Raw genomic sequence first — 23,608 nt, 5'->3', positions numbered from 1 at the left:
AAAAAGGCCGATGTGCATGCGAAATTCGGGGTACGTGAGCGCTCTCCAAGGCCGCATGCCATGTTTGGTCACACGGCCTCGTAGTTGCCCGCGGATTATGCAATGAAAATAGAGAGCATTGGGGTACAAATATTTGAATTTCGTGGTGGTGATCCGGTTGGGTCGCAGCATCACCAACTTGGTATGACGCTTTTCGTGCGTTGTTGAGCGAAAAGCCGAGTTCCTCAGTCGCGAAGGGATTCTAATTGGATTTCTATAGCGCCCCCTGTTTCTAATCGATTTTCGATGCGAAACCTGCGGTTCGATGAGGCGCATGTCCGGTATAATCAATTTTCGATATGGTTGATCGAATCTAAGCGTGTTTCGATAAGGATAATTGATTTCCGATCTAAGCGATTTTCGATATCATGTCTCGAAAATAATCATTCTTCGATGATGTAACTTTTTTTCGATGAGGAAGGAAGTCGGCATGACAGCTAATCCCGCAAATCTGGGGGTCTTCCAAGAGCGTATTGTGCCAACGGATACGGTTCCCGTTGGGTATGCAGCTCTTGTCCAGAAATACGGGATTGCAGCCCCTGTTCGTCTCCCCTCGTGCGTCGCGAAGGGCTTCGTCTATGGCTCGAGGAGAGCACATGAGGATTGGACGATCTTCGACAAGCGCTTCGCTCCAGAGGACAGCTTACTTGGACATCTGTCTTTCGCACTGAGGCACGAGACGATCGATCTGTTGATCCTAAAAAAGCTATTTCACATCGTCCCGGCCAGTCAGATCGCAGCGCTGATCGAAGCCGAACCGACGAGCAGCGTGACGCGCCGGATCTGGTTTTTCTATGAATGGCTGACAGGTACACGCCTTGACATTCCGGATGCGGAACGGGGGAACTATGTTGAAGCGCTTGACACCGCGAGCTACTTCACATCGTCCCCCGTGAATTCGCCCCGTCACCGCGTGCGAGACAATCTCCTTGGCACACCAGCATTCTGCCCCGTATTAAGGCGTACCGAATATCTCGTCGACACGGTCGCCCACCGCTGGGACGCTGAAGCCAAAGAGCTCATCGGAAAGATCGGAAAGGGGATCGTTACGCGCGCGGCAAGCTTTCTGCTTCTGTCGGATAGCCAGGCATCCTACCAGATCGAAGGCGAACGCCCGCCGCGAAGCCGCCTCGAGCGTTGGATGAGGGCTGTTGCTCAAGCGGGAAAGCGGCCGATCACAGTGGACGAACTCGTGCGCCTCCAGCACATTGTGATCGAGGAGAGCCGGTTCATCAAGCGCGGGCTGCGAGACGCCGGCGGCTTTATTGGCGATTGCGACTGGAACGACGATCCTCTCCCCGAATTCATTTCAGCCCGGCACGAAGACATTAGCGATCTGCTCGGAGGGATCATAGCCTCAGGAAGCAGGATGGCGGAGAGTGGGGTCGATGCCGTACTTCAAGCCTCGGTCATGGCCTTCGCCTTCGTCTTCGTCCATCCCTTCGAAGACGGAAACGGTCGCCTGCATCGGTACCTCATACACCATGTTCTGTCTGAGCGCGGATATACGCCCGCTGGCATGATTTTTCCCATTTCTTCCGTACTTCTTGAACGCCAGGAGGAGTATGGCGAGCGCCTGCGCGGTTACACCGGACCGCTGTTGCCCTTTATCGAATGGGTGCCGACACCGGAGAAAAACGTGAGTGTCCTCAACGACACTGCCGATCTTTACAGGTTCGGGGATTATACGAAGTTGACGGAATTTCTCTATGCTTGCGTCGTACAGACGATCAGGCATGACCTGCCAAATGAGATCGATCACCTCGCGCGCTTCGATGAAGCGAAGGGACGCATTCAGGATTTCCTTGAGATGCCGGACGGGATGATCTCCAGTCTCATCAATTTCATCCGTCAGAACGAGGGTACGCTTTCCAAGAAGCGGCGCAGTCGTGAATTCGAAAAGATGACGGACGAGGAGGTAACGTCAGCGGAAGCGGTGGTTCGCGACGCCTTCGACATCAGCCTATCGAATGAGGATGGCGCGCCCAAAGGCCCGCTCGGCTAGGCTCAGCCTTTCCAATAGGGCCAGCACGTCGATCGACGGTTCAAGCGGTAATGGGGGGGCGGCACGAAGGCGCGCACGATTCGCCCGCTATAGGGGTCTCGACGAAGCGGCCTAGCCGAAGGTTAGAAGCTGAAACGGACATGTCCAATTACGAGAGTGCAGTGTTATTTAAGCAATTGGCTCCTGGCTTAAATAGGGGCTGAGCTAAGTTAAGCGCCCTTAAATGGCGGAGCGATACCATTCTGGGCGGGTAGCTGTGTCAGCGAATGGCTTCTTCGGGCTCAGCGGACGATGCTCACCACCGATATGGAGGAAGGTATTCGATCGGCGTTTACAAGGTCTGCTAGACATCACCGCTTTGGCAGAGGGTGCATTTTCGGAACCGAATACTTCCTGCATGCGCAGGACGCGGATTTGTCGGGAACGATCCTGGCCCGATACGACATAGATCGAACGTTTTGTCGCCAATCGCGAAGAAGGGTGATCTCAAGGCGCTGAGTTTGCTTGTGATGAAATGTTGCCTAGATCATCCAACGATGAACTTGAATTCCGCCTCGCGTCAAAAACGACTTCTCGCCGGCAGCGTTCGAACTTTTCCACCACCAAACGCGCTAGTTTCTACGCTTTTCACGCGGGGGCAATCAGTCGCTCTTCGTGCGTCGTAGCTCGGCGGGTATGGACGGCTTTGGAGGCCTCGGTGCCCGACCTGAGAGATAGGTGACGAATTGTACCGGAGATATGGGTGGTAACACTTTCGGCTTTTTGGCGGGAGGTGTTGATGCCGTGGAGAGAGCCTTCGGTGATCGAGGAACCTCTACGCTCTGTCGCCCGGCTGCTGGAGGCGAAGGCATGAGCGATGTGTGCCGGGAGTTCGGGATCTCGCCCAAGACCGGCTACAAGGTTTTCAACCGCTACAAGGACGATGGCCTGGAGGCGCTGACGGATCGGTCACGGCGACCTGTGCGCTATGCCAACCAGCTACCCGAAGCAGTCGTGCAACTATCATGCTCACGCTCTCACGGCCGCTTCTTGCCGTTCCCCTTTAGAGATCGTCAAATACTCCCCCTTCAGCCGCATGTGACACCAGCAGGCGAAGGCGGAGCTTGCGAAGGCCAGGCTTTCGCCGATCGCCAGGCGGTTGTTGGAGTTGCTGAGGAGCGTCAATGAGAAAAAGAAAAGGCAGGCGATATAGGCGTGCCATGCGGCGCGCGGAATAATGCCGGCCGTGCGGGCGCGCCAGACGGCGCGGATGAAGGTGGCGAGCATAAAGCCCATGATTGCCGCACCGAACAGGCCGTAACGTACTAGGATTTCCAGATAGCCGTTGTGCAGCAGCGTGTACTGAACATGCGAGTAGCGCGTCTCGGCCCAGCGTTCGAGCCACCGATTGCCCCAGCCGAAGATCGGCGCCGATGAAAAGACTTCCCAGCTGTTCGACCAGAGCTGCAGGCGTTCGTCCATCGACACCGGTGTATTGCTGGAGCTGATGGCGTTTGAAACCACGCCGCCCATCTCATGGCCATTGGCCACATTTTCGACCATGGAAAGGGCTGCCGATACAGTTGGGCCGGCCGTTTTGTCCAGATTGTGCCTGACGCCATAGATCCCTGCGATCAACAGGGCCGCGACGGCGATAATAATGATGGCACCGCTCCTCAGGCGCAGGTAGGTCAGCGTAATGAGCGCAAGGACAGGCAGTGTGATGCCGAGTGCCAGCCAGACGCCTTTCGATTTGGCACCGTAAATGGCGATGAAACAGAGCGCGAAGATGAAGGGCGACGCGATATAGGCGAAGCGGGCGATCCGGCGGTCGCTCGATTTGTTCGTTAGGTAATGCAACAGCCAGAATAGGGTGAAGATCACGATCATGCCGCAGGCGACGGCGCCGTGGATCTGGTTGTTCATAATCAGCGGGCGGATGGTTTCGCCGGCAAAGACCTCGCGCAGATGCTGAGTGGCGACCAGCATGACGAGCACCACGGCGAAATAGGCCGCGACGATCTTTTCCATCAGCTCTTCGTAGAGCAGGAAGGCGACGCCCATGATGGGGAAGAAGAAGGGGAAGGCATAGAGCCAATCCGAAGCGCCGATATCGTGCTGCGGCGTCAGCCAGAAGGTGATGAAGAAACGCGCCATGACATAGAAGGCCCAGCCCATGCAGAGCCAGCCGATCCAATCGGTGCGCGGCCGTATCGGCGCCTTCATATAGTAGTAGAGGGCGATCAGAGAGAGGAGCGCGGTGGCATACCGGTAGGCGTCGCTCTCGACGACGGTCGGCGAAGCGACAAGCAGCCAGAGAATGCCGCCGATGATGGCGAGCGGCTTCGTCATGTTGCTTCCTGCCTTCGTGACGCCGATCGGTTCGGCTGCAAGATCAGCATGCGGTTTGTTGATGCGCGAGTCGTCCAATGTCGTCATCCGCCTTTGTCCAGAATCGGTTCACCATCCGGCATTCCTCGCCCCGTCACGGGCCGTATGGTCGCAAAGGGGCAGGAATACGGCAATTTTCCCGCGCCGTTGTGTCACTGATGCCGATTTCGCTGATTGTTTGTCAATGAGCAACTCCGTCGCGCCGGACCACTTTCAATACCGTCAGGAAAATGATCTTCAGATCGAAAAGAAAGGAGCGTCGGTGCAGATAGTCCTCGTCCAGCGCCACCTTCTCGGGGATCGGCAGCTCGTCGCGGCCGTTGACCTGCGCCCAACCGGTCAAGCCCGGTAGCAAAGCGTCGACGCCACGTTCCGTGCGCAGTGCGACGAGATCGTGCTGGTTGAATAGCGCCGGGCGCGGGCCGACGATGCTCATCTCGCCTCTCAGGATGCACCAAAGCTGCGGCAACTCGTCGAGGCTCGACTTGCGCAGGAAGGAGCCGATCGGCGTCAGATAGATCTTGGGGTCCTTCAACAGATGGGTCGCAACCGCCGGCGTATCCGTACGCATGCTTCGAAATTTCGGCATGCGGAAGATCTTATTTTTCCGGCCGACCCGATCCGACCAATAGAGGATCGGACCAGGTGAGGTCAGACGCACTGCAAGTGCGACGATCAGGATCGGGATGAAAAAAACGATGGTCGCGGCTAGAGCGGCGAGAAAATCGAAAAGGCGCTTGGCGATCGTATAAAACATCGTCTCTTGTCGTTGCATCACCCTCTGTTCTGAGGGTGATCAAGGTCGTCAGTGTTCCGTCCATCTCATATCGCGATTTCAAGCACAACCAGTCCCGGCAAGATTCCCCGCCCTTGTTCTAAGCAGACATCCCGTGCAAAGCATGTCCCAATTAATCATGGTGCGGAAAAGTGGAGGCAGCTGGCGGATGATCCTGGTGACGGGTGCGACGGGTTTTGTCGGACAAGCTCTGTGCACGGAGCTTTCCCGCCGGCGAATGGAGTATCGGCCGGTCAGCCGCAACTCCCGCCCAGGCTTCGTCGCCATCGGGACGATGGATCGCGATACGGATTGGACCGATGCGCTTGCCGGCGTCGATGTCGTCATGCATCTGGCGGCCCGCGTCCATGTCATGAACGAGAGCGCCGCCGATCCCTTGGCTGCGTTCCGAGCCGTCAATGTCGATGCGACCGTCAACCTGGCGCGACAAGCCGCGGCCGCGAGCGTAAAACGCTTCGTCTTCCTGAGCTCGATCAAGGTCAATGGCGAGGAGACGGCGGAGGGGGAGCCTTTCAAGGCTTCCGATATACCGAATCCGGAAGATGCCTACGGCCGCTCGAAACTGGAGGCGGAGGAGGCCTTGCTCGCGATATCAGCGGAAACGGGCATGGAGGTCGTCATCATCCGGCCGCCGCTCGTCTATGGTCCCGGCGTTAAGGCGAATTTCGCAAGCTTGATGAGGTGGGCTGCGCGGCCGTTTCCCTGGCCGTTTGGGGCGGTTCGAAACCGCAGGTCGCTCGTTTATATCGGCAATCTCGTCGATTTCATGCTGCTCTGCGCCAGCCACTCTGCCGTCAGTAATCGTGTATTCCTGGTCAGCGATGGCGAAGATCTTTCGATTGGCCAGCTGATCTCCAAACTATCTCTGGCTGCAGGGCGCAAGGCTTGGATACTACCGCTGCCGCCTGCGCTGCTTGAGGGACTTGCCGCAATTCTGGGACGTCGAGCCGCCGCGCGGCGATTGCTTAGCTCGCTTCAGGTCGATATTGGCGAGACGCGGGCGCTCACCGGCTGGTCGCCGCCTTACTCCGTCGAAGAAGGGTTGGCGGCAACGGTCGCCGGCGGGGATAAAGGCGCGCTGAGCTAGCGTTTCAGCCTTACAGACTCCAGACTGAGTGACCTTCCAGCAGAGGATTACTCCGATCGAGAGCTGCCTTCACGTCGACGACGACGCCGTTCTCGCTCAAGAGATCGAGGATAGTGGCTGCACCTTCCGCCAGATAGGATTTATGGGGAACGGCAAGCACGACGGCATCAAGCTTGCCGAAATCCTTCAGCTCCATCAGGCGAATGCCGTATTCCTCCTCGGCTTCCGCATGGCTCGCCATCGGATCGTGCACCAGCGGCTCCAGGCCGAACTGATGCAGTTCGCTTATAATGTCGGGAACGCGGCTGTTGCGCAGGTCAGGCACATTTTCCTTGAAGGTCAGACCGAATATGCCGATGCGCGCGCCATTGATCGGCTTTTTCGCCGCAACCAGCATCTTGATGAGCTTCTGGGCAATGAAGGCGCCCATTCCGTCATTGATGCGGCGGCCGGAGAGGATGACTTCGGGATGATAGCCGAGCTCTTCTGCCTTGGCAGTCAGATAATAGGGGTCGACGCCGATGCAGTGGCCGCCGACCAGGCCGGGAGTAAAGGGCAGGAAGTTCCATTTCGTCCGTGCCGCCTTTAAAACATCGGCGGTGCGGATATCCATTTTCTCGAAAATGATCGAAAGCTCGTTCATCAGTGCGATGTTGACGTCGCGCTGGGTGTTTTCGATCACCTTGGCGGCCTCGGCCACCTTAATACTCGGGGCGCGATGAATGCCCGCCTCGACCACGGCACCATAGATGGCGGCGATCTTTTCCAAGGTTTCCGCATCATCGCCGGCGACGACCTTCACGATGCGCTCAAAGGTGTGTTCCTTGTCGCCAGGGTTGATTCGTTCCGGCGAATAGCCGACATGGAAATCCTCGCCCTGGCGCAGCCCGGAAACTTCCGCCAGCACCGGGCCGCAGACCTCTTCGGTAACGCCGGGATAGACGGTCGATTCATAGACAACGATCGAACCCTTGCGCAGGACTTTGCCGACGGTGCGCGAGGCGGAAATCATGGGCCGCAGGTCGGGCTGGCGGTTCCGATCGATCGGCGTCGGCACGGCAACGATGAAGATATCGCGATCCTTGAGATCCTCGATCTCGCTGCTGATGTGCAGTCCGCTCGACCGCAGCCGTTCAGAAGAAATCTCCCGGGTATCGTCCTTGCCCGCCTGCAGCGCAGTGACGCGAGAGGCTTTGATGTCGAAGCCGACCACATTATGGAATTTTTCGGCAAGCGCAATCGCGACAGGTAGGCCAACATAACCGAGGCCAATGACGGCAATTTTTTCGTTCAACACAACATACCTCGAACACTCCGCCTGAATTAGCCCGAATTTGAAGCTGATGTCAGCGCCTAATATTTGCCCTCGGGATCATTTCAGCCGCAGTCGCATGAATGTGATGACCGGTCGGTCACTTTGAAACAAGTGTGAAACGGCGGCATTGCGGCATTTCGTGACAAGAGTTTCAGGTGGGTGATGGGACGTCTATCGAAACTTTCTGATTTCGAACCTATTTATTGGGAGTGACTTCATTTCTTTGAAAGCGTATTCGCAATGCGAAACAGCTATCTCAAACATCTGCGCACACAGCGCGAGCAGCTTGAAGCCAAGCTTGAGCTGCACATTGCCCGCTATTGTTTTGGCGAAGGCGAGGTGGACGACGGTACCGAGGCGGAGCTCCGTCAACGCATCGCGGAAATCTCCGACGAGATTGCCGCTCTCGAGGCCGAACGCGCGGAGTAAGATTTGCGCGCGCCACCTCACTTTATCGTCATGCTAGGTCCTTGCTTTCCGAATTCGTCATGCGTGCATCGGCGCGGAACGCTTCCATACCAATCTTGTGTAGATGGCGGTATTGCGCGGTATCAGGCGGGATCCGGCTCGCCTCGATCAAGGCGCCGAGCAGGAACGCACGATCGGCCTTTCGCAAGCCAGCCTTGATGATCAATCCGCCGAAGATCATCTTTTCGCGCGTTTCGCGCTTGCGATCTTTTATCATGTCACGCTGCTGCCTGCGTTCGAGAAGCATAATCCGCTGATCTAGCCTCTTAAGTGGATGCGCCCGTTTTCCTTTTTTCACCGTCGCGAAATCGCGCTGTGATTTCGGCGAGAACCTCATTGAGCTCGGCGTCGGAAATGTCCAGTTCCGCGAGACCTGCCCTCCGTGCCGCGCTAGCGAAACGTTCATTGGCCTTGGCGACCATCCTCTTGCGCTTCTCCCTGAGCAGCTCGATCTGCGTGTCCATCTCGGAAGCCGTGCTTCTTGCACGCATGCCCTGTCCTTTCTTTCATCGGGATCAAATCTAATGGAATCTTTTATACTGCATTAAATGCAGTAGTCAAATGGACTGAAATAATATAGGAAAGTGGAATTCATCCTAGAAAACCGGCCTATTATGGGCCTTTTCGCCAGGTCTCTCGATATCTATGCGGTACCGATGTGCTGGAAAAGGAAGAGTCAAATTTGGCTATTATGTTTTTGAGAGCGAAAATGATCAGCCGCGGAGCGGGACAGAGCGTTGTCTCGGCTGCTGCCTATCGGCATCGTACCAAGATGACGGATGAGCAGGTAGGGACTAAGTTCCGCTACTCCGCGAGGGCGGACGAACTCATCCATGAGGAACTCGCTCTGCCTGACGATACACCGGCATGGTTGCGAACTTTAATCGACGGACGATCGGTTGCCGGCGCCAGTGAGGCGCTCTGGAATGCTGTCGATTGCTTCGAGACCCGGTGTGATGCACGGTTAGCCCGCGAGATTATCCTTGCGCTTCCAAACGAGCTCGGCAGGACTGAGAATATCGCGCTGGTGCGCGATTTCGTTCGCGAGAACCTCCTGTCGTGCGGAATGGTTGCAGACTGGGTCTATCACGATAAGAAGGGAAATCCGCACGTCCACGTTATGACCACACTGCGTCCGCTGACCGCGGAAGGGTTTGGGCCGAAGCAGATCGCTATCGTCGACGACACCGGCGAGCCTCTGCGCCTCAAAAGCCCAGATAGGCCGAAAGGAGCAATCATTTACCGTCCGTGGGCAGGCAACAAGGAAACGATGGAGGAGTGGAAGCTTGCCTGGGCTCAAACGGTAACGCGCCATCTGGCACTTGCCGGTCACGATATTCGCATAGACGGCCGCTCCTATGAGGAGCAGGGATTGCGGGGAATGGGGCAGCGTCATCTCGGTCCTGCCCGCACGGCGCTTCTACGCAAGGGTGCCAATGTCTATTTCGCCCCGGCGGCGTTGGCGCGGCGTTACGAGACGGCGGATCGCCTTGCTGCCGACCCCGGTCTACTGCTTAGGCAACTCAGCAATGAGCGCTCGACTTTTGGTGAAGCCGAGATCGCCCGTGCCCTGCACCGCCACGTTGATGATCCAATCGTCTTTGCCAATATCCGCGCGAAACTGATGGCGTCGGACGATTTGGTAATGCTGCGGCCGCAGCAGGTGAGTGCGGAAACTGGTGGGGTAGAGCTGCCGGCGGTCTTCACGACGCGCGCGACGATCAGAACCGAATTCCATATGGCGCGGTCGGCATTCAATCTCTCGAACATGGGTGGTTTCGCGGTATCGTCATCCCAAGTTGATGCCGCCATAGGTGAGATTGAGGCGGCTCCCGACAGGGTCATCCGCCTTGACGCTGAGCAGCTCGATGCGGTTCGGCATATCACGGCCGATAGCGGCATTGCCGCGGTCGTCGGGATTGCGGGCGCTGGCAAATCGACATTGCTGAGTGTGGCACGTCTCGCCTGGGAACGAGACGGCAGGCGCGTCCTCGGAGCAGCGCTCGCCGGCAAGGCGGCGGAGGCATTGACTGGCAGTTCCGGGATCCGTTCGCGTACGATTGCCGCTTGGGAGCTTGCCTGGAAAAACGATCATGACCTACTTCAGAAGGGCGATGTCTTGGTCCTAGACGAAGCTGGCATGGTATCGTCGCAACAGATGGCACGTCTCCTCAAACGCGTCGAGGATGCCGGGGCGAAAGCGGTTCTTGTCGGCGACGCGATGCAACTTCAGCCGATCCAGGCGGGGGCTGCCTTCCGTGCCGTCGTCGAGCGCATCGGCTTTGCCGAATTGGTCGGCGTTCGCCGCCAGAGACACGAATGGGCGCGAGAGGCGTCTCGTCTATTTGCCCGTGGAAATGTCGAGGAAGCCTTGAGTGCCTATAGCGCCCATGGCCATCTCCTTGAAAGTGACACGCGCAATGATGCGGTTCAACGCATCGTCTCCGACTGGGTCAGCGCCCGCCTTGATGCCATTGCCAAGGTGGAGGCCGAAGGTCGTAAATTGCGTGGCGACGAGTTGATGGTTCTCGCCCACTCTAACAGCGATGTGAGACGCCTCAACGACGCGATCCGTGCGATCCTGTTGCAACAGGATGCGCTTGGGGAGGGTAGGTCGTTTCGTACAGAGCGCGGCATACGTGAGTTTAGCGAGGGAGACCGGATCATCTTCCTCGAAAATGCACGGTTCGTCGAACCCAAAGCCCCTCACTTAACTGTTCAGCACGTCAAGAACGGCATGTTTGGAACGGTCATATCGACAGCGGGTCGAGGCGGGGTACCATTGCTTTTGGTTCGGTTGGACAGTGGTCGGGATGTCATGTTCTCCGAGGAGACTTATCGCAACGTCGACCATGGCTACGCTGCAACGATTCACAAGACTCAAGGATCGACCTTCAACCGCGCTTTCGTGCTGGCAACAGGCATGATGGACCGACACCTGACATATGTTGCCATGACGCGTCATCGCGAGCGTGTCGATCTTTATGCGGCAAGGGAAGATTTTCAGCCAAAGTTCGAACGGGCCAAGACGACACGCGTCGAGCATGCCACTGGCATCACCGGCGAGGTTGTTGAAATCGGACTTGCGAAGTTTCGCAAGCGGGACGACTCTGGTCCTTCTCCTTATGTCGACGTCAGAACGACCGATGGAACCACGCATCGCCTTTGGGGCGTCAATCTGCCCAAGGCGCTTGAGACGGCCGGCGTCGGGGTCGGGGATATAGTGACCATGCGCAAGGAGGGGACTGAAAAAGTTACCGTTAAAATGCCCGTTGTTGATGAGGAAACGGGGGCGAGGCATTTCGAGGATCGCATTGTCGGCCGCAATATTTGGACGGCATATTCAATTGATAAGGCCGAGGCTCGGATGGAGCAAATTGACGCCGAACACCGCCCGCCGACGCTCTTTGCGCAATTGATTGAACGGCTGTCGCGCCCCGGCGAAAAGACGACGACGCTCGATTTCGAAAACGAGCCGTCTTATCAATCCGTAGCTTTCGATTTCGCACGGCGGCGCGGCATCGACACTATCGCGGAGTATGGTTACGCCGTCGAGTTACAGGTGGAGCGCCTATCCAATTGGCTCACGGCAAAAAGTGATCATGTGGCGCGGCTCTGGCGACGGGCGAACGTGCCCCTGGAGGTGCCAGTCGCAACTTCAGGGCGAAATGCTGCTATTCACGCAACACACGACAAAGACGCCTTGCCCGTTCCAACGGCGGATGCTTCCGATCTATTACCCGCGGTGAACTCCCTAACCCGATCGTTTGCAGAAGAGGCGCGTCTCGCCCAACTCGCATCGCCTGCGATGTTGCCGGCGGTCACGAAATTCAATGTAAGCCTCGACGAGGAGGCTCGAACACGCGTAATCGAGACTGAGCATTACAAACAGGCGAGAGCAGCACTCACCGCGACGGGATCCGTGATCTGGCGCGATCCCGCAGCCGCCGTGGCGATGATCGAAGATCTGGTGCAAAAGCAGATCGACCCTGAGCGTATTGCGCGTGCCGTCACCACAGAGCCAACTGCCTATGGCCCTTTGCGCGGTAGCGGCAGAATGATGGATAGGCTGCTTGCCGGTGGTCGCGAGCGTAGGGAAGCTCTGCGGGCGGTTGAAGCAGTTGGTGCTAATGTACGCTCTCTGGGGCGATTTTACTTGAGCGCTTTTGAGGACGAAAAAGCGGCGGTCATGATAGAGCGGGAACGGATGGCAATACCTATTCCGGCGTTGACGAGAACCGCTCAGACAGCGCTGCGACACATTTCGTCCGAGACGGAGAAGAAGCCGCGCGAACTGGCACGATTGGTCCGGTCGTTGTCGGCAGATGTCCGTCAGGAATTTTCTCTCGTTAGCAAGGCACTTGATGCTCGCTTCGGACCCGGTGTCATTTTGCGCAATGAAGCTGATGCTGCCAAGATGGTCTCAAAGTCTCAGCAGACGGACTTCAAGGCCATCCTGGGCCAATTGCGCATGGTCCAACGTGTCGTCGCTACAGATAGGGCAGAAGAGATTATCGCCGAGCGCCAACTTCGAACGATCAACCATGCCCGTGGCGTTGATCGCTGAGAGCATCCGGAGATTTTAGAGGGAACGATAGGCTTATATCCGGACCGACCGGCGCCGCACGGCGATGTTTCGCTTCTCCAGCGCGCAAACGTCTCGACATTGGAGGTCATTCGGCGCGATAAGGTCGGAGACGATCGAAGCGAGCGAGAAAGCAATGAAGCCGAGCCTGCCCACCCTTCTGAGCATCAATGGCGGCTATGTCGATACCGCGGGGTTTCTTGCCCTGCATGGCCTGTTCACGGCGCATGTCACGGGCAATTTCGTCACGCTCGGCGCTTCCCTGGCGCTTGGAACGTCGGGCGCTCTCGCCAAGCTTCTGGCGTTGCCGGTTTTCTGCGTCGTCGTCATTCTCGCCCGTCTCCTTGGCGGCGATCTCTCGCGGCGCAATCTGCCGACGCTGCAGATCATCCTCTCGCTGAAATTGCTGCTATTAGCGTTCGCGGCGATCCTCGCTTTGCGCTTCGGTCCGTTTGGCGATGGAGACGGCTGGCAGCCGCTTCTGACGGGCATGACCCTTGTCGCCGCCATGGCTATCCAGACGACGGCGCATCGCATTCACCTCGGCTCGACACCACCGACGACCATGATGACGGGCACGACGACGCAGATCATGATCGACATCGCCGATCTGCTCCATGGTGCCAAGCCAGAAGAAAAGGCGGCGATGCAGGCGCGGCTTCGCCGCATGGGAGCGGCCGTCGGCGGCTTTGCCTTCGGCTGCGCGCTGGCGGCGGCGCTTTTCCTGATCGTCGGCATGGCTTGTTTCCTGCTGCCGCCGGTTCTGGCGCTTGCGGGAATTCTCATGCATAGCGGCAAGGCGGAGGTGAAGCCGGCTTAGCTTTTTCGCCTGCGTCCATTCTTGAGACTACCAATCTTGCTCCTTTCTCCCGCCTTGCAAGTCGGCTACAGCTCTCTAAGTGTACGCGTCGGATCGAACCGGTCCGCCGCGTTCGAGGCGGCAAATCCTTGTGAGTTAAGAAGGGATGGTCATGGCAGGAGAAACGGTGCTTGTGGTCGGCGGAGCCGGATATATCGGTTCGCACACTTGTCTGGATCTGGCGAATAAGGGGTTCAAACCCGTCGTCTACGACAATTTCTCCAATGGGCATCGCGAATTCGTCAAATGGGGTCCGGCCGAGGAAGGCGATATCCGCGATCGGGCGCGCCTCGACGAGGTGCTGGCCAAGCACAAGCCTGCCGCTATCCTGCATTTCGCCGCACTGATCGAGGTCGGCGAATCGGTCAAGGATCCCGTCGCCTTCTACGAAAACAATGTCATCGGCACGCTGACGCTGCTGTCCGCAGCGCAGGCGGCCGGTGTGAAGGCTTTCGTCTTCTCCTCGACCTGCGCAACATACGGTCTACCGCAGAGCGTGCCGCTGGACGAGAGCCACCAGCAGGTGCCGATCAATCCTTATGGCCGCACGAAATATATCGTCGAGCAGGCGCTGGCGGATTATGACCAATACAAGGGGCTGCGCTCCGTGGTTCTGCGCTATTTCAATGCTGCCGGCGCCGATTTCGAGGGGCGCATCGGCGAATGGCATACGCCGGAAACCCATGCGATCCCGCTCGCCATCGATGCCGCCCTTGGTCGCCGTCAGGGCTTCAAGGTCTTCGGCAGCGACTATGACACGCGCGACGGCACCTGCGTGCGCGATTACATCCATGTGTTAGACCTCGCCGACGCTCATGTGCGAGCCGTGCAATATTTGCTTGATGGCGGCGATTCCGTCGCGCTCAACCTCGGCACCGGCACCGGTACGACGGTGAAGGAATTGCTCGGAACGATCGAGACCGTGTCGAACCGGCCGTTTCCGGTCGAGTATGTCGGCCGCCGCGAGGGCGATTCGACGACGCTTGTCGCGAATAACGACAAGGCTCGCGATATTCTTGGCTGGTCGCCGCAATATGACCTGACCGAGATCATCCAATCCGCCTGGAATTGGCATGCCAAATCCAACCAGCACTAAACGGCGTTCTGTCGCTGGTGTTGAGGGCAAACGCCCGAATGTCCTGCTGATTTCAGCCGACCAGTGGCGGGGAGATTGCCTCTCCGCCGTCGGGCATCAATGCGTGAAGACGCCGAATGTCGATGCGCTCGCGCGGGAAGGCGTGCTCTTCCGGCGGCACTATGCCGGAACGGCCCCCTGTTCGCCGGCGCGCGCGACGCTCTATACCGGTCTTTACCAGATGAACCATCGTGTTTGCCGCAATGGTTCGCCGCTGGATGGCCGTTTCGACAATGTCGCGCTCGCGGCGCGGCGGGCCGGCTATGACCCGACGCTGTTCGGCTATACCGACACGGCGCCCGATCCGCGCAGCCGCGATCCCCACGATCCGCATCTGACGACCTATGAGGGAGTACTGCCCGGCTTCACGCCGCGGCAGCTTTTGCCCGAGCACGAGAAACAATGGCTTTCCTGGCTGCGGTCGCGCGGCCATGCCGATGCCGTCAGCCGGGATATCCATATTCCCGTCGGCGCCGAACCCGGCGAGATTTCCAGCAACGCACCCGCCTATTCCAAGGAGGAGACGCAGACGGCCTTTCTGGCGGGCGAATTCATCCGCTGGCTCGGCGAACAGGATCAGCCCTGGTTCGCGCATGTTTCCTTCCTAAGGCCGCATCCGCCTTTCTCGGTGCCGGAGCCTTATAACCGTATGTTTTCGCCCGCCGACGGCCCGACCTTTGCGCGCGCCGCCGATCGCGAGACGGAAATGGCAGCGCATCCGCTGCTCGCCTTTGGCCTACCACTGATCGGCAAGAGCGGCTTCATCTATGGCGGCAAAGGCTCCATTAGCGACTGGACGTCACAAGACTTTGCGGCGATCCGCGCGATCTATTACGGCATGATTGCCGAGGTCGACGCGCAGCTCGGCCGGATCTGGCAGGCATTGAAGGATGCAGGCGCCTGGGACGATACCATCATCGTCTTCACATCAGATCATGCCGAGATGATGGGCGACCACTGGATGCTCGGCAAGGGCGGTTTCTTCGACGGCAGCTATCATGTGCCGCTCGTTATTCGCAATCCCGGCCAGCTTGCCACGCACGGCCGGCAAGTGGAGCATTTCACCAGTGCTGCGGATATTTTCCCGAGCCTGTGCGACCGGCTTGGCATCGCCCCGGCAAATCATGTCGATGGCGAAAGCCTGCTGCCGTTCCTTTCCGGTTCCGAGCCGGAAAACTGGCGCGACGCGGCTTTCTGGGAGTTCGATTTCCGCGATATTGCCGAGGGTGTCCCCGAGCAGCATTTCGGCTTGCGGTCCAATGCCTGCAATCTGGCGGTCGTTCGCGACGAGCGCTTCAAATATGTCCATTGCGCCGGGCTGCCGCCGCTGCTCTTCGATTTGGCGAAGGATCCGGCCGAGCTGTCCAATGTCGCCGAAGACGGCGCCTATATGGCGATCAGGCTTACCTATGCCGAAAAGCTGCTCTGCCTACGGGCGGAGCATCTCGACCAGACGCTCGCCTATACGGAACTGACGGAAAAAGGGCCGGTCTCGCTCCGGCCCTGAATCGTCTTAGCCGAGTGCGCCGAGATAATTCATCTTGCCCACCGCCAGGCCGCGGCTGCGCAGGATGTCGTGCGCCGTGGTGACGTGGAAGAAGAAGTTCGGCAGCGCGAATTTCGCCAGGTAATCTTCGCCCTTGAAGGTGATCTTGTTGCCTCCCGGCGTGATCGTCACTTCCCGGGTTTCGCTGCCTTCCATGGTGGCCGGCGTGATCGTCGCCAAAAAATCCTGCGTCTTCTTCAGACGCTCCCGCAAGTCTGCGACGGTCGTCTCGTTATCTTCGAAACGCGGCGCATCGATCCCGGCGAGACGGGAAATGGTGAGCTTCGCCGTATCCGAGGCGCGCTGGTACTGGCCGGAGAGCGGCAGCATGTCGTCGATCAGGCGCGCGGAAACGAGTTCCTCCGCCGCAATGCCTTTCTCCGTGGCATAGGCTTCGATCTTGTCGAGATAGGCCGAAAGGTTTTGCAGGCCGCGTTGAAAGATGGGGACTGAGAAACTGTACATCGAGGGCATGCGTTTTCTCCATTGCGGGCCGCGGCGCGGCTGGTGGGTTTGCCGACATTCTATTCCGTTTCCATGTCGATGGAATAATCGTTCCACGGTATCGGCGCTCATATGTAGGTTTTGACCGCCTATTCTTGCACCAGCGGACACGAGAAAACTCGTCGTCGTGAGGTCCCGTTTCGGGGACTAGAATTTGCTGTTGACCTTTCCCTTGAAAAATGGAATGAATATTCCGGATAGAGAATTTTACGGTTTGTTTGTTCCGTTTTTCGATGTGGTCGCCATGGGAGTGGCGGCTGAATTGACTAGAGGCCCCGCAGTCGAAACTGGGGGCTCCGGCATTTAGGAGGGGTGTGGCCGGGCACCTTATCTGGGAGGAAAACATGAAGAAATTTATCCTTGGCTCCGCGATGGCTCTTCTGCTGTCGACCGCTGCCCACGCCCAAACCATCGGCGTTTCGATGGCGCTCTTCGACGACAACTTCCTGACCGTTCTGCGCAACGGCATGCAGGACTACGCCAAGGACAAGGGCGTGACCCTGCAGGTCGAAGACGCGCAGAACGATATCGCCAAGCAGCAGAGCCAGATCCAGAACTTCATCGCCAGTAAGGTCGATGCCATCATCGTGAACCCGGTCGATACCGACGCGACGGCTGCGATTTCCAAGCTGGCCGCCGATGCCAAGATCCCGCTCGTCTACGTCAACCGCGAGCCGGCAAACGTCGACAGCCTTCCGGATAAGCAGGCTTTCGTCGCTTCGAACGAACAGGAATCCGGCACGCTGGAAGCCAAGGAAGTCTGCCGCCTGCTGGGCGGCAAGGGCAAGGCCGTCATCATGATGGGCGAGCTTTCCAACCAGGCTGCCCGCATGCGCACCAAGGACGTTCATGATGTCGTGGCGACTGACGAATGCAAGGGCATCAAGATCGTTCAGGAGCAGACCGCCAACTGGCAGCGCACCCAGGGTGCCGACCTGATGACCAACTGGCTCTCCAGCGGCATCGAATTCGATGCCGTCATCTCCAACAATGATGAGATGGCGATCGGCGCTATCCAGGCACTGAAAGCTTCCGGCAAGTCGCTGGACAAGATCGTCGTTGCGGGTGTCGACGCCACGCAGGACGCGCTTGCCGCCATGCAGGCTGGCGACCTGAAGGTCACGGTGTTCCAGGACGCCGCCGGTCAGGGCAAGGGTGCAGTCGACGCCGCACTCAAGCTTGCCAAGGGCGATAAGGTCGAGAAGAAGGTCTACATTCCCTTCCAGCTCGTCACGCCGACCAACGTCAAGGACTTCGTCAAGAAGAACTGAGGACGAGAATGATCGACGGATGCGGGTTTTATCGCCCGCATCCCTTGAAATCCGATCTGCCCGGGAGGGAAAAATGGTTGTGAGCCCATCCACCATGGCGGCGGTGCGCGCCAGCGGCGTTGTTCCCAATGCCGCCTATCTGTTGAGCGCCGAAGGCATCCGCAAGGAATTTCCCGGCGTGCTCGCCCTCGATGACGTTTCCTTCCGCCTGAAGCGTGGAACGGTGCATGCGCTGATGGGCGAAAACGGCGCGGGCAAGTCGACGCTGATGAAGATCCTTGCCGGTATCTATATCCCCGATCAGGGCGAGGTACGCCTCAAGGGCGTCGAAATCCGGCTGAAGTCACCGCTCGACGCACTGGAAAACGGCATCGCCATGATTCATCAGGAATTGAACCTGATGCCCTTCATGACGGTTTCGGAGAATATATGGATCCGCCGCGAGCCGAAGAACCGTTTTGGGCTCGTCGACCATGCGGAGATGAGCCGCAAGACCGAGGAGCTCTTCCAGCGCCTCAACATTTCCATCGATCCTGAAATCCAGGTGCGCGAGCTTTCTGTCGCCAGCCGCCAGATGGTCGAAATCGCCAAGGCGGTCTCCTATAATTCCGACGTGCTGATCATGGATGAGCCGACCTCGGCGCTCACCGAGCGCGAGGTGGCGCATCTATTCCAGATTATCCGCGACCTGCGCGCCCAGGGCATCGGCATCGTCTACATCACCCACAAGATGAACGAGCTGTTCGAGATCGCCGACGAGTTTTCGGTGTTCCGCGACGGCAAATATATCGGCACGCATGCCTCCACCGATGTGACGCGCGACGATATCATCCGCATGATGGTCGGCCGCGAGATCACGCAGATGTTCCCGAAGGAGGAAGTGCCGATCGGCGAGACCGTGCTGTCGGTCAAGGATTTGAGCCTCGACGGCGTCTTCTCCAATGTGTCCTTCGACGTCAGGGCCGGCGAGATCCTCGGCGTGGCCGGGCTTGTCGGATCGGGTCGGTCGAATGTTGCCGAGACCATCTTCGGCGTGACGCCTGCTACCTCCGGCACGATCGAGCTTTTTGGCAAGAAGGCCGAGATATCCTCGCCGGCGGCTGCTATCCGCCACGGCATGGCCTTCCTGACGGAGGACCGCAAGGATACGGGCTGTCTTCTCATCTTGAGCGTACTCGAGAACATGCAGGTGGCCGTGCTGCACGACAAGTTCGTGCGCGGCGGCTTCGTGCAGGAGGGCGCGATCGAAGAGGCCTGCGAGGAGATGGCACGCAAGCTGCGCGTCAAGACGCCGAACCTCGACGAGCGCATCGAAAATCTATCGGGCGGCAATCAGCAAAAGGCCCTGATCGGCCGGTGGATGCTCACCAATCCCCGCATTCTGATCCTGGACGAGCCGACGCGTGGCATCGATGTCGGCGCCAAGGCCGAGATCCATCGTCTCGTTACCGAGATGGCGCGCAACGGCGTCGCCGTCATCATGATCTCGTCGGAAATGCCCGAGGTGCTTGGCATGAGCGACCGCATCATGGTCATGCATGAAGGACGGGTCACGGGATTCCTGGATCGTGCGGACGCAACTCAAGTGAAGGTGATGGAGCTGGCCGCGCAGTGACGCCGCCAATCATCGCAAGGGAGGATTGAACCATGGTTAGCAAAGTTGCAGAGGCGACCGCCCCGGCGGTCACACGGCCAAGACGTCGCCGCGTGCCGCCCGAACTCGGCATCTTCCTGGTGCTGATCGGCATCGCGCTCCTGTGCGAGATCCTCGGCTGGATCTTCGTCGGCCAGAGCTTCCTGATGAACCTGCAGCGCCTGAAGATCATGATCCTGCAGGTCTCGGTCATCGGCATCATCTCGGTCGGCGTGACGCAGGTCATCATCACAGGCGGTATCGACCTCTCGTCCGGCTCCGTCGTCGGCTTGACGGCCATGGTCGCTGCAAGCTTTGCCCAGTCGTCGACATGGGCAAGGGCCGTCTATCCCGCACTGACCGACATGCCATTCTTCGTGCCGATCGGCATTGGCTTGCTGATCGGCCTGCTTGCCGGCTACATCAACGGTCAGCTGATCACGAAAACGAAGATCCCGCCCTTCATCGCGACGCTCGGCATGATGGTTTCGGCCCGCGGCCTGTCGAAGCTTTATACCAAGGGCCAGCCGATCTCAGGCCTGACCGACCAGTTCAATTTCATCGGGTCGGGAATTTGGCCGGTCGTCGTCTTCCTCATCATCGCGGTCCTCTTCCATGTCGTGCTGCGCTACACGCGCTATGGCAAGTTCACCTATGCGATCGGCGCCAATGTGCAGGCCGCGCGCGTATCGGGCATCAATGTCGAGGCGCATCTGGTCAAGGTCTATGCGATTGCCGGGCTTCTGGCCGGCCTTGCCGGCATCATCACGGCCGCCCGCGTGCAGACGGCGCAGGCCGGCATGGGTGTGAACTACGAGCTGGATGCGATCGCGGCTGCGGTCATTGGCGGCACGTCGCTGACCGGCGGCGTCGGTCGCATCGCCGGCACGGTGATCGGCACGGTCATCCTCGGTGTCATGATCTCCGGCTTCACCTTCCTCAATGTCGATGCCTATTACCAGGAAATCGCCAAGGGGTTCATCATCGTCGCGGCTGTTGCCATCGACGTCTACCGCCAGAAGAAGCGGGCCAAGCGCTGAAATGCCCGACACATCGTCAGCGTTCTAACATGCTCTCAAGGCGGGGTTTTTACCCCGCCTTTTCCATTTGACGATGCCATTCCATGCAAATGCAAATTTTTTTCATTTGGGTATGGCGAATCCTGTCAGCTTTTCTATTCTGGCCGCTTTCCATTCGCTCACTCGAGCGCTTCATCCGGGATAGACAATGCAAGCCGTATTCGATGGTCATAACGACGTTCTCCTGAGGCTCTGGCATCACGCGCGCGACGGCGCCGACCCGATCGCCGAATTCCGGGACGGGACGTCGAGCGGTCACATCGATGCTCCGCGGGCCAAGGCCGGCGGTTTGGCCGGGGGGCTGTGCGCCATCTATATTCCCTCGGGCGATCTCGTTTTCGCCGATCCTGATAGCAATGGCCATTATGCCACGCCTTTGGCGGCTCCGCTGGAGCGCGCGCCCTCTCTCGACATCGCGCTGGACATGGCCGCGATCGCGCTGAGACTCGACCGCGCCGGCGCCTGGAAGCTCTGCCGGTCCACGGCCGACATTCGCGACTGCATGGAGAAAGGCATTTTCGCTGCTGTTATGCACATGGAAGGCTGCGAGGCGATCGATGCCAATCTCGTCGCGCTCGAAACCTTCTATGCCGCCGGTCTGCGCTCGCTCGGCCCCGTCTGGAGCCGCAACAATGTCTTTGCCCATGGCGTGCCTTTCGCCTATCCGAGTTCGCCGGATACAGGACCTGGCCTCACCGAGGCTGGTTTCGCGCTGGTGCGCGCCTGCAACCAGCTCGGCATCCTCGTCGATCTCGCCCATATAACCGAAAAGGGTTTCTGGGATGTGGCGAAGACGTCGGACCAGCCGCTGGTTGCAAGCCACTCCAATGCGCATGCGCTGACGCCGGTCGCGCGCAACCTCACCGACAAGCAGCTCGACGCCATCAAGGAGAGCCGCGGCATCGTCGGCCTCAACTATGCGACCGCGATGCTGCGCGACGACGCGCGCTCGGATGCCGACACGCCAATCGAGGCGATGGTTCGGCATGTCGATCATCTCGTCGGGCGTCTCGGCATCGATTGCGTCGGCCTCGGATCGGACTTCGACGGTGCGACGATTCCGGCTGAAATTGCCGATGCGGCAGGCAACCAGAAGCTGATTGAAGCCCTTCGCAACGCTGGTTATGGTGAGGCCGATCTTGTAAAGCTGTGCAGGGAGAACTGGCTTCGGGTCCTGGCGTCCGCCTGGAAGGAAGGTAGCCGGTGAAGTGCGTGCCGATATTGCGTAAAGTTTGTTAAGAGGGGAATGAAAACAATGATGATGACCAAGATGAACCGCGGTTTGCGCGCACTGTCTGCCGGCGCGGCTCTCTCGCTTCTGCTGATGGCGGCGCCGAATGCATATGCCGCCACGCCCAAGGACACGCTGGTCGAGGGTTTTGCTTTCGACGATATTCTCAGCATGGATCCGGCCGAAGCCTATGAGCTGTCGGCTGCCGAAATCACCGGCAACACCTATAGCCTGCTCGTCCGTCTCGACATTAACGATACGTCCAAGATCAAGGGTGACCTTGCAGAGAGCTGGTCGGTCTCCGACGATCACCTGACCTATACGTTCAAGCTGAAGCCCGGCCTGAAGTTTGCGTCCGGCAATCCGATCACCGCCGAAGACGTTGCATGGTCCTTCGAGCGCGTCGTCAAGCTCAACAAGAGCCCGGCCTTCATTCTTACCCAATTCGGCCTGACCGGCGACAACGTAACGGAGAAGGCTAAGGCAACCGATGCGAACACCTTCACCTTCACCGTCGACAAGCCCTATGCGCCGAGCTTCGTGTTGAACTGCCTGACGGCGACCGTCGCCGAAGTGGTCGACAAGAAACTGGTCCTGCAGCATGTGAAGCCGGCAACACCGACCGCCGACTATAAGTACGACAACGACTTCGGCAACAGCTGGCTGAAGACCGGCTTTGCCGGTTCCGGCCCGTTTAAGCTGCGTGAATGGCGCGCCAACGAGGCCGTCGTGCTGGAGCGCAACGACAACTATTATGGCGAAAAGACGAAGCTGAACCGCGTCATCTATCGCTTCATGAAGGAAAGCTCGGCACAGCGCCTGGCGCTGGAGAACGGCGATATCGATATCGCCCGCAACCTGTCGCCGACCGATCTCGAGGCCGTCGAGAAGAACCCGCAGCTTGCTTCGACCAGTGCGCCGAAGGGCACCATCTACTACATGAGCCTCAACCAGAAGAACGCCAATCTGGCCAAGCCAGAAGTGCAGCAGGCGTTCAAATATCTGGTCGATTACGATGCCATCGGCAAGACGCTGATCAAGGGCATCGGCGAGATCCACCAGACGTTCGAACCGAAGGGCATGCTCGGCTCGCTGGATGAGAATCCGTTCAAGCTCGACGTCGCCAAGGCCAAGGAATTGCTGGCCAAGGCGGGCCTGCCCAATGGCTTCTCGATCACCATGGACGTGCGCAGCATCGAGCCGGATACGGGTATCGCGACCGCCATCCAGCAGACGCTCGGCCAGGCCGGCATCAAGGTGGAAATCATCCCGGGCGACGGCAAGCAGAAGCTGACGAAATATCGTGCCCGTAATCACGATATCTACTTCGGCAACTGGGGCCCGGACTATTGGGATCCCCATTCCAATGCCGATACCTTCACCACCAACGACGACAATTCCGATACCAGCAGCAACAAGACGCTCGTGTGGCGCAACACCTGGACCGCTCCCGAACTGGAGAAGCAGGCCAAGGCGGCGCTCTTCGAGGGCGATGCTAGCAAGCGCGGCGCAATGTATCAGGACATCCAGAAGAAATTCCTGGAAGCAAGCCCCTTCATCATCCTCTATCAGCAGACGGAAGTCGCCGGCTATCGCAAGGACGTGAAGGACTTCAAGCTTGGTCCGAGCTTCGACAACAACTTCGTCTGGCCGATCTCCAAGTGATGATCCGGCAGGACTAGGTC

At 58.6% G+C, this 23,608-nt stretch carries 17 protein-coding genes and 3 pseudogenes; 13 read left to right on the top strand and 7 right to left on the bottom strand.

What is annotated here, in order from left to right:
* Positions 1 to 469 precede the first annotated feature (469 nt).
* On the top strand, positions 470 to 2,044 hold the full coding sequence (locus tag GDN47_RS24765) for a Fic family protein (protein ID WP_152094449.1): 1,575 nt from the start codon (positions 470 to 472) through the stop codon (positions 2,042 to 2,044).
* Here GDN47_RS24765 and GDN47_RS32830 read toward each other — a convergent pair.
* Positions 2,021 to 2,186 (bottom strand): annotated as a pseudogene (locus GDN47_RS32830) (Fic family protein); the annotation flags it as partial. The gene GDN47_RS24765 and the pseudogene GDN47_RS32830 sit on opposite strands and share 24 nt — an antisense overlap.
* 636 nt (positions 2,187 to 2,822) lie before the next feature.
* Here GDN47_RS32830 and GDN47_RS24755 point away from each other — a divergent pair.
* Positions 2,823 to 3,037, top strand: a pseudogene (locus GDN47_RS24755) (helix-turn-helix domain-containing protein); the annotation flags it as partial.
* Between the two features lie 15 nt (positions 3,038 to 3,052).
* Here GDN47_RS24755 and GDN47_RS24750 read toward each other — a convergent pair.
* Both GDN47_RS24750 and GDN47_RS24745 read right to left on the bottom strand, forming a co-directional pair.
* On the bottom strand, positions 3,053 to 4,462 hold the full coding sequence (locus GDN47_RS24750) for an O-antigen ligase family protein (protein ID WP_113352756.1): 1,410 nt from the start codon (positions 4,460 to 4,462) through the stop codon (positions 3,053 to 3,055).
* Positions 4,463 to 4,595: 133 nt separating this feature from the next.
* Complete coding sequence (locus GDN47_RS24745) at positions 4,596 to 5,171, bottom strand: sugar transferase (protein WP_113352755.1); 576 nt, start codon at positions 5,169 to 5,171, stop codon at positions 4,596 to 4,598.
* A 187-nt stretch (positions 5,172 to 5,358) separates the two neighbouring features.
* On the opposite strand from GDN47_RS24745, the gene GDN47_RS24740 reads away from it, so the two are divergent.
* Positions 5,359 to 6,297, top strand: a complete 939-nt coding sequence (locus GDN47_RS24740; protein ID WP_145321881.1) for a UDP-glucose 4-epimerase family protein — start codon at positions 5,359 to 5,361, stop codon at positions 6,295 to 6,297.
* A gap of 10 nt (positions 6,298 to 6,307) precedes the next feature.
* Here GDN47_RS24740 and GDN47_RS24735 read toward each other — a convergent pair whose 3' ends face one another.
* Positions 6,308 to 7,594: a nucleotide sugar dehydrogenase gene (locus GDN47_RS24735; protein WP_152094448.1), complete on the bottom strand. Its 1,287-nt coding sequence runs from the start codon at positions 7,592 to 7,594 to the stop codon at positions 6,308 to 6,310.
* Positions 7,595 to 7,852: 258 nt separating this feature from the next.
* Between GDN47_RS24735 and GDN47_RS24730 the strand changes: the two genes are divergently transcribed.
* The gene (locus GDN47_RS24730) at positions 7,853 to 8,041 is read left to right on the top strand and encodes a hypothetical protein (protein ID WP_113352752.1); all 189 of its coding nucleotides are present in this window, start codon (positions 7,853 to 7,855) and stop codon (positions 8,039 to 8,041) included.
* A gap of 28 nt (positions 8,042 to 8,069) precedes the next feature.
* Here GDN47_RS24730 and GDN47_RS24725 read toward each other — a convergent pair whose 3' ends face one another.
* Together GDN47_RS24725 and GDN47_RS24720 are read right to left on the bottom strand one after the other, a co-directional pair.
* Entirely contained in the window at positions 8,070 to 8,378 is a 309-nt protein-coding gene (locus GDN47_RS24725; protein WP_308936556.1) for a conjugal transfer protein TraD, read from the bottom strand.
* Positions 8,347 to 8,571 carry a TraC family protein gene (locus tag GDN47_RS24720; RefSeq protein WP_113352751.1) on the bottom strand — a complete coding sequence of 75 codons (225 nt, stop codon included), beginning with the start codon at positions 8,569 to 8,571 and terminating at the stop codon, positions 8,347 to 8,349. Before GDN47_RS24720 ends, GDN47_RS24725 begins: the two co-directional genes overlap by 32 nt.
* Before the next feature lie 191 nt (positions 8,572 to 8,762).
* Between GDN47_RS24720 and traA the strand changes: the two are divergent.
* The 4 genes and pseudogenes from traA to GDN47_RS24700 all read left to right on the top strand — a co-directional run.
* Positions 8,763 to 12,260: pseudogene (traA, locus tag GDN47_RS24715) on the top strand (Ti-type conjugative transfer relaxase TraA); the annotation flags it as partial.
* 541 nt (positions 12,261 to 12,801) lie between these two features.
* Positions 12,802 to 13,485, top strand: a complete 684-nt coding sequence (locus GDN47_RS24710) for a YoaK family protein (RefSeq protein ID WP_113331396.1) — start codon at positions 12,802 to 12,804, stop codon at positions 13,483 to 13,485.
* Positions 13,486 to 13,636: 151 nt separating this feature from the next.
* On the top strand, positions 13,637 to 14,620 hold the full coding sequence (gene galE / locus GDN47_RS24705) for a UDP-glucose 4-epimerase GalE (RefSeq protein ID WP_069611643.1): 984 nt from the start codon (positions 13,637 to 13,639) through the stop codon (positions 14,618 to 14,620).
* Complete coding sequence (locus GDN47_RS24700) at positions 14,598 to 16,166, top strand: alkaline phosphatase family protein (RefSeq protein WP_152094446.1); 1,569 nt, start codon at positions 14,598 to 14,600, stop codon at positions 16,164 to 16,166. The genes galE and GDN47_RS24700 overlap by 23 nt, the downstream gene beginning before the upstream one ends.
* Before the next feature lie 6 nt (positions 16,167 to 16,172).
* On the opposite strand, the gene GDN47_RS24695 is transcribed toward GDN47_RS24700, so the two are convergent.
* Positions 16,173 to 16,679: a DUF1993 domain-containing protein gene (locus tag GDN47_RS24695; RefSeq protein WP_113396415.1), complete on the bottom strand. Its 507-nt coding sequence runs from the start codon at positions 16,677 to 16,679 to the stop codon at positions 16,173 to 16,175.
* Positions 16,680 to 17,053: 374 nt separating this feature from the next.
* On the opposite strand from GDN47_RS24695, the gene GDN47_RS24690 reads away from it, so the two are divergent.
* The 5 genes from GDN47_RS24690 to GDN47_RS24670 all read left to right on the top strand — a co-directional run bounded on the left by GDN47_RS24690 (position 17,054) and on the right by GDN47_RS24670 (position 23,588).
* Positions 17,054 to 17,980, top strand: a complete 927-nt coding sequence (locus GDN47_RS24690; protein WP_113389765.1) for a sugar ABC transporter substrate-binding protein — start codon at positions 17,054 to 17,056, stop codon at positions 17,978 to 17,980.
* Between the two features lie 73 nt (positions 17,981 to 18,053).
* Complete coding sequence (locus GDN47_RS24685) at positions 18,054 to 19,595, top strand: sugar ABC transporter ATP-binding protein (protein ID WP_113352746.1); 1,542 nt, start codon at positions 18,054 to 18,056, stop codon at positions 19,593 to 19,595.
* 32 nt (positions 19,596 to 19,627) lie between these two features.
* The gene (locus tag GDN47_RS24680; protein ID WP_095433172.1) at positions 19,628 to 20,653 is read left to right on the top strand and encodes an ABC transporter permease; all 1,026 of its coding nucleotides are present in this window, start codon (positions 19,628 to 19,630) and stop codon (positions 20,651 to 20,653) included.
* Between the two features lie 187 nt (positions 20,654 to 20,840).
* The gene (locus tag GDN47_RS24675) at positions 20,841 to 21,899 is read left to right on the top strand and encodes a dipeptidase (RefSeq protein ID WP_113352745.1); all 1,059 of its coding nucleotides are present in this window, start codon (positions 20,841 to 20,843) and stop codon (positions 21,897 to 21,899) included.
* 48 nt (positions 21,900 to 21,947) lie between these two features.
* Positions 21,948 to 23,588, top strand: coding sequence for an ABC transporter substrate-binding protein (locus GDN47_RS24670; protein ID WP_113352744.1), 1,641 nt, complete (start codon positions 21,948 to 21,950; stop codon positions 23,586 to 23,588).
* Positions 23,589 to 23,608: the final 20 nt, after the last annotated feature.

It is taken from the genome of Martinezella dioscoreae, assembly GCF_009176305.1.
GTDB classification, from domain to species: domain Bacteria; phylum Pseudomonadota; class Alphaproteobacteria; order Rhizobiales; family Rhizobiaceae; genus Rhizobium; species Rhizobium dioscoreae.
The sequence above is the reverse complement of the archived record's forward strand: the minus strand, read 5'-3'. Positions and strand labels throughout refer to the sequence as shown.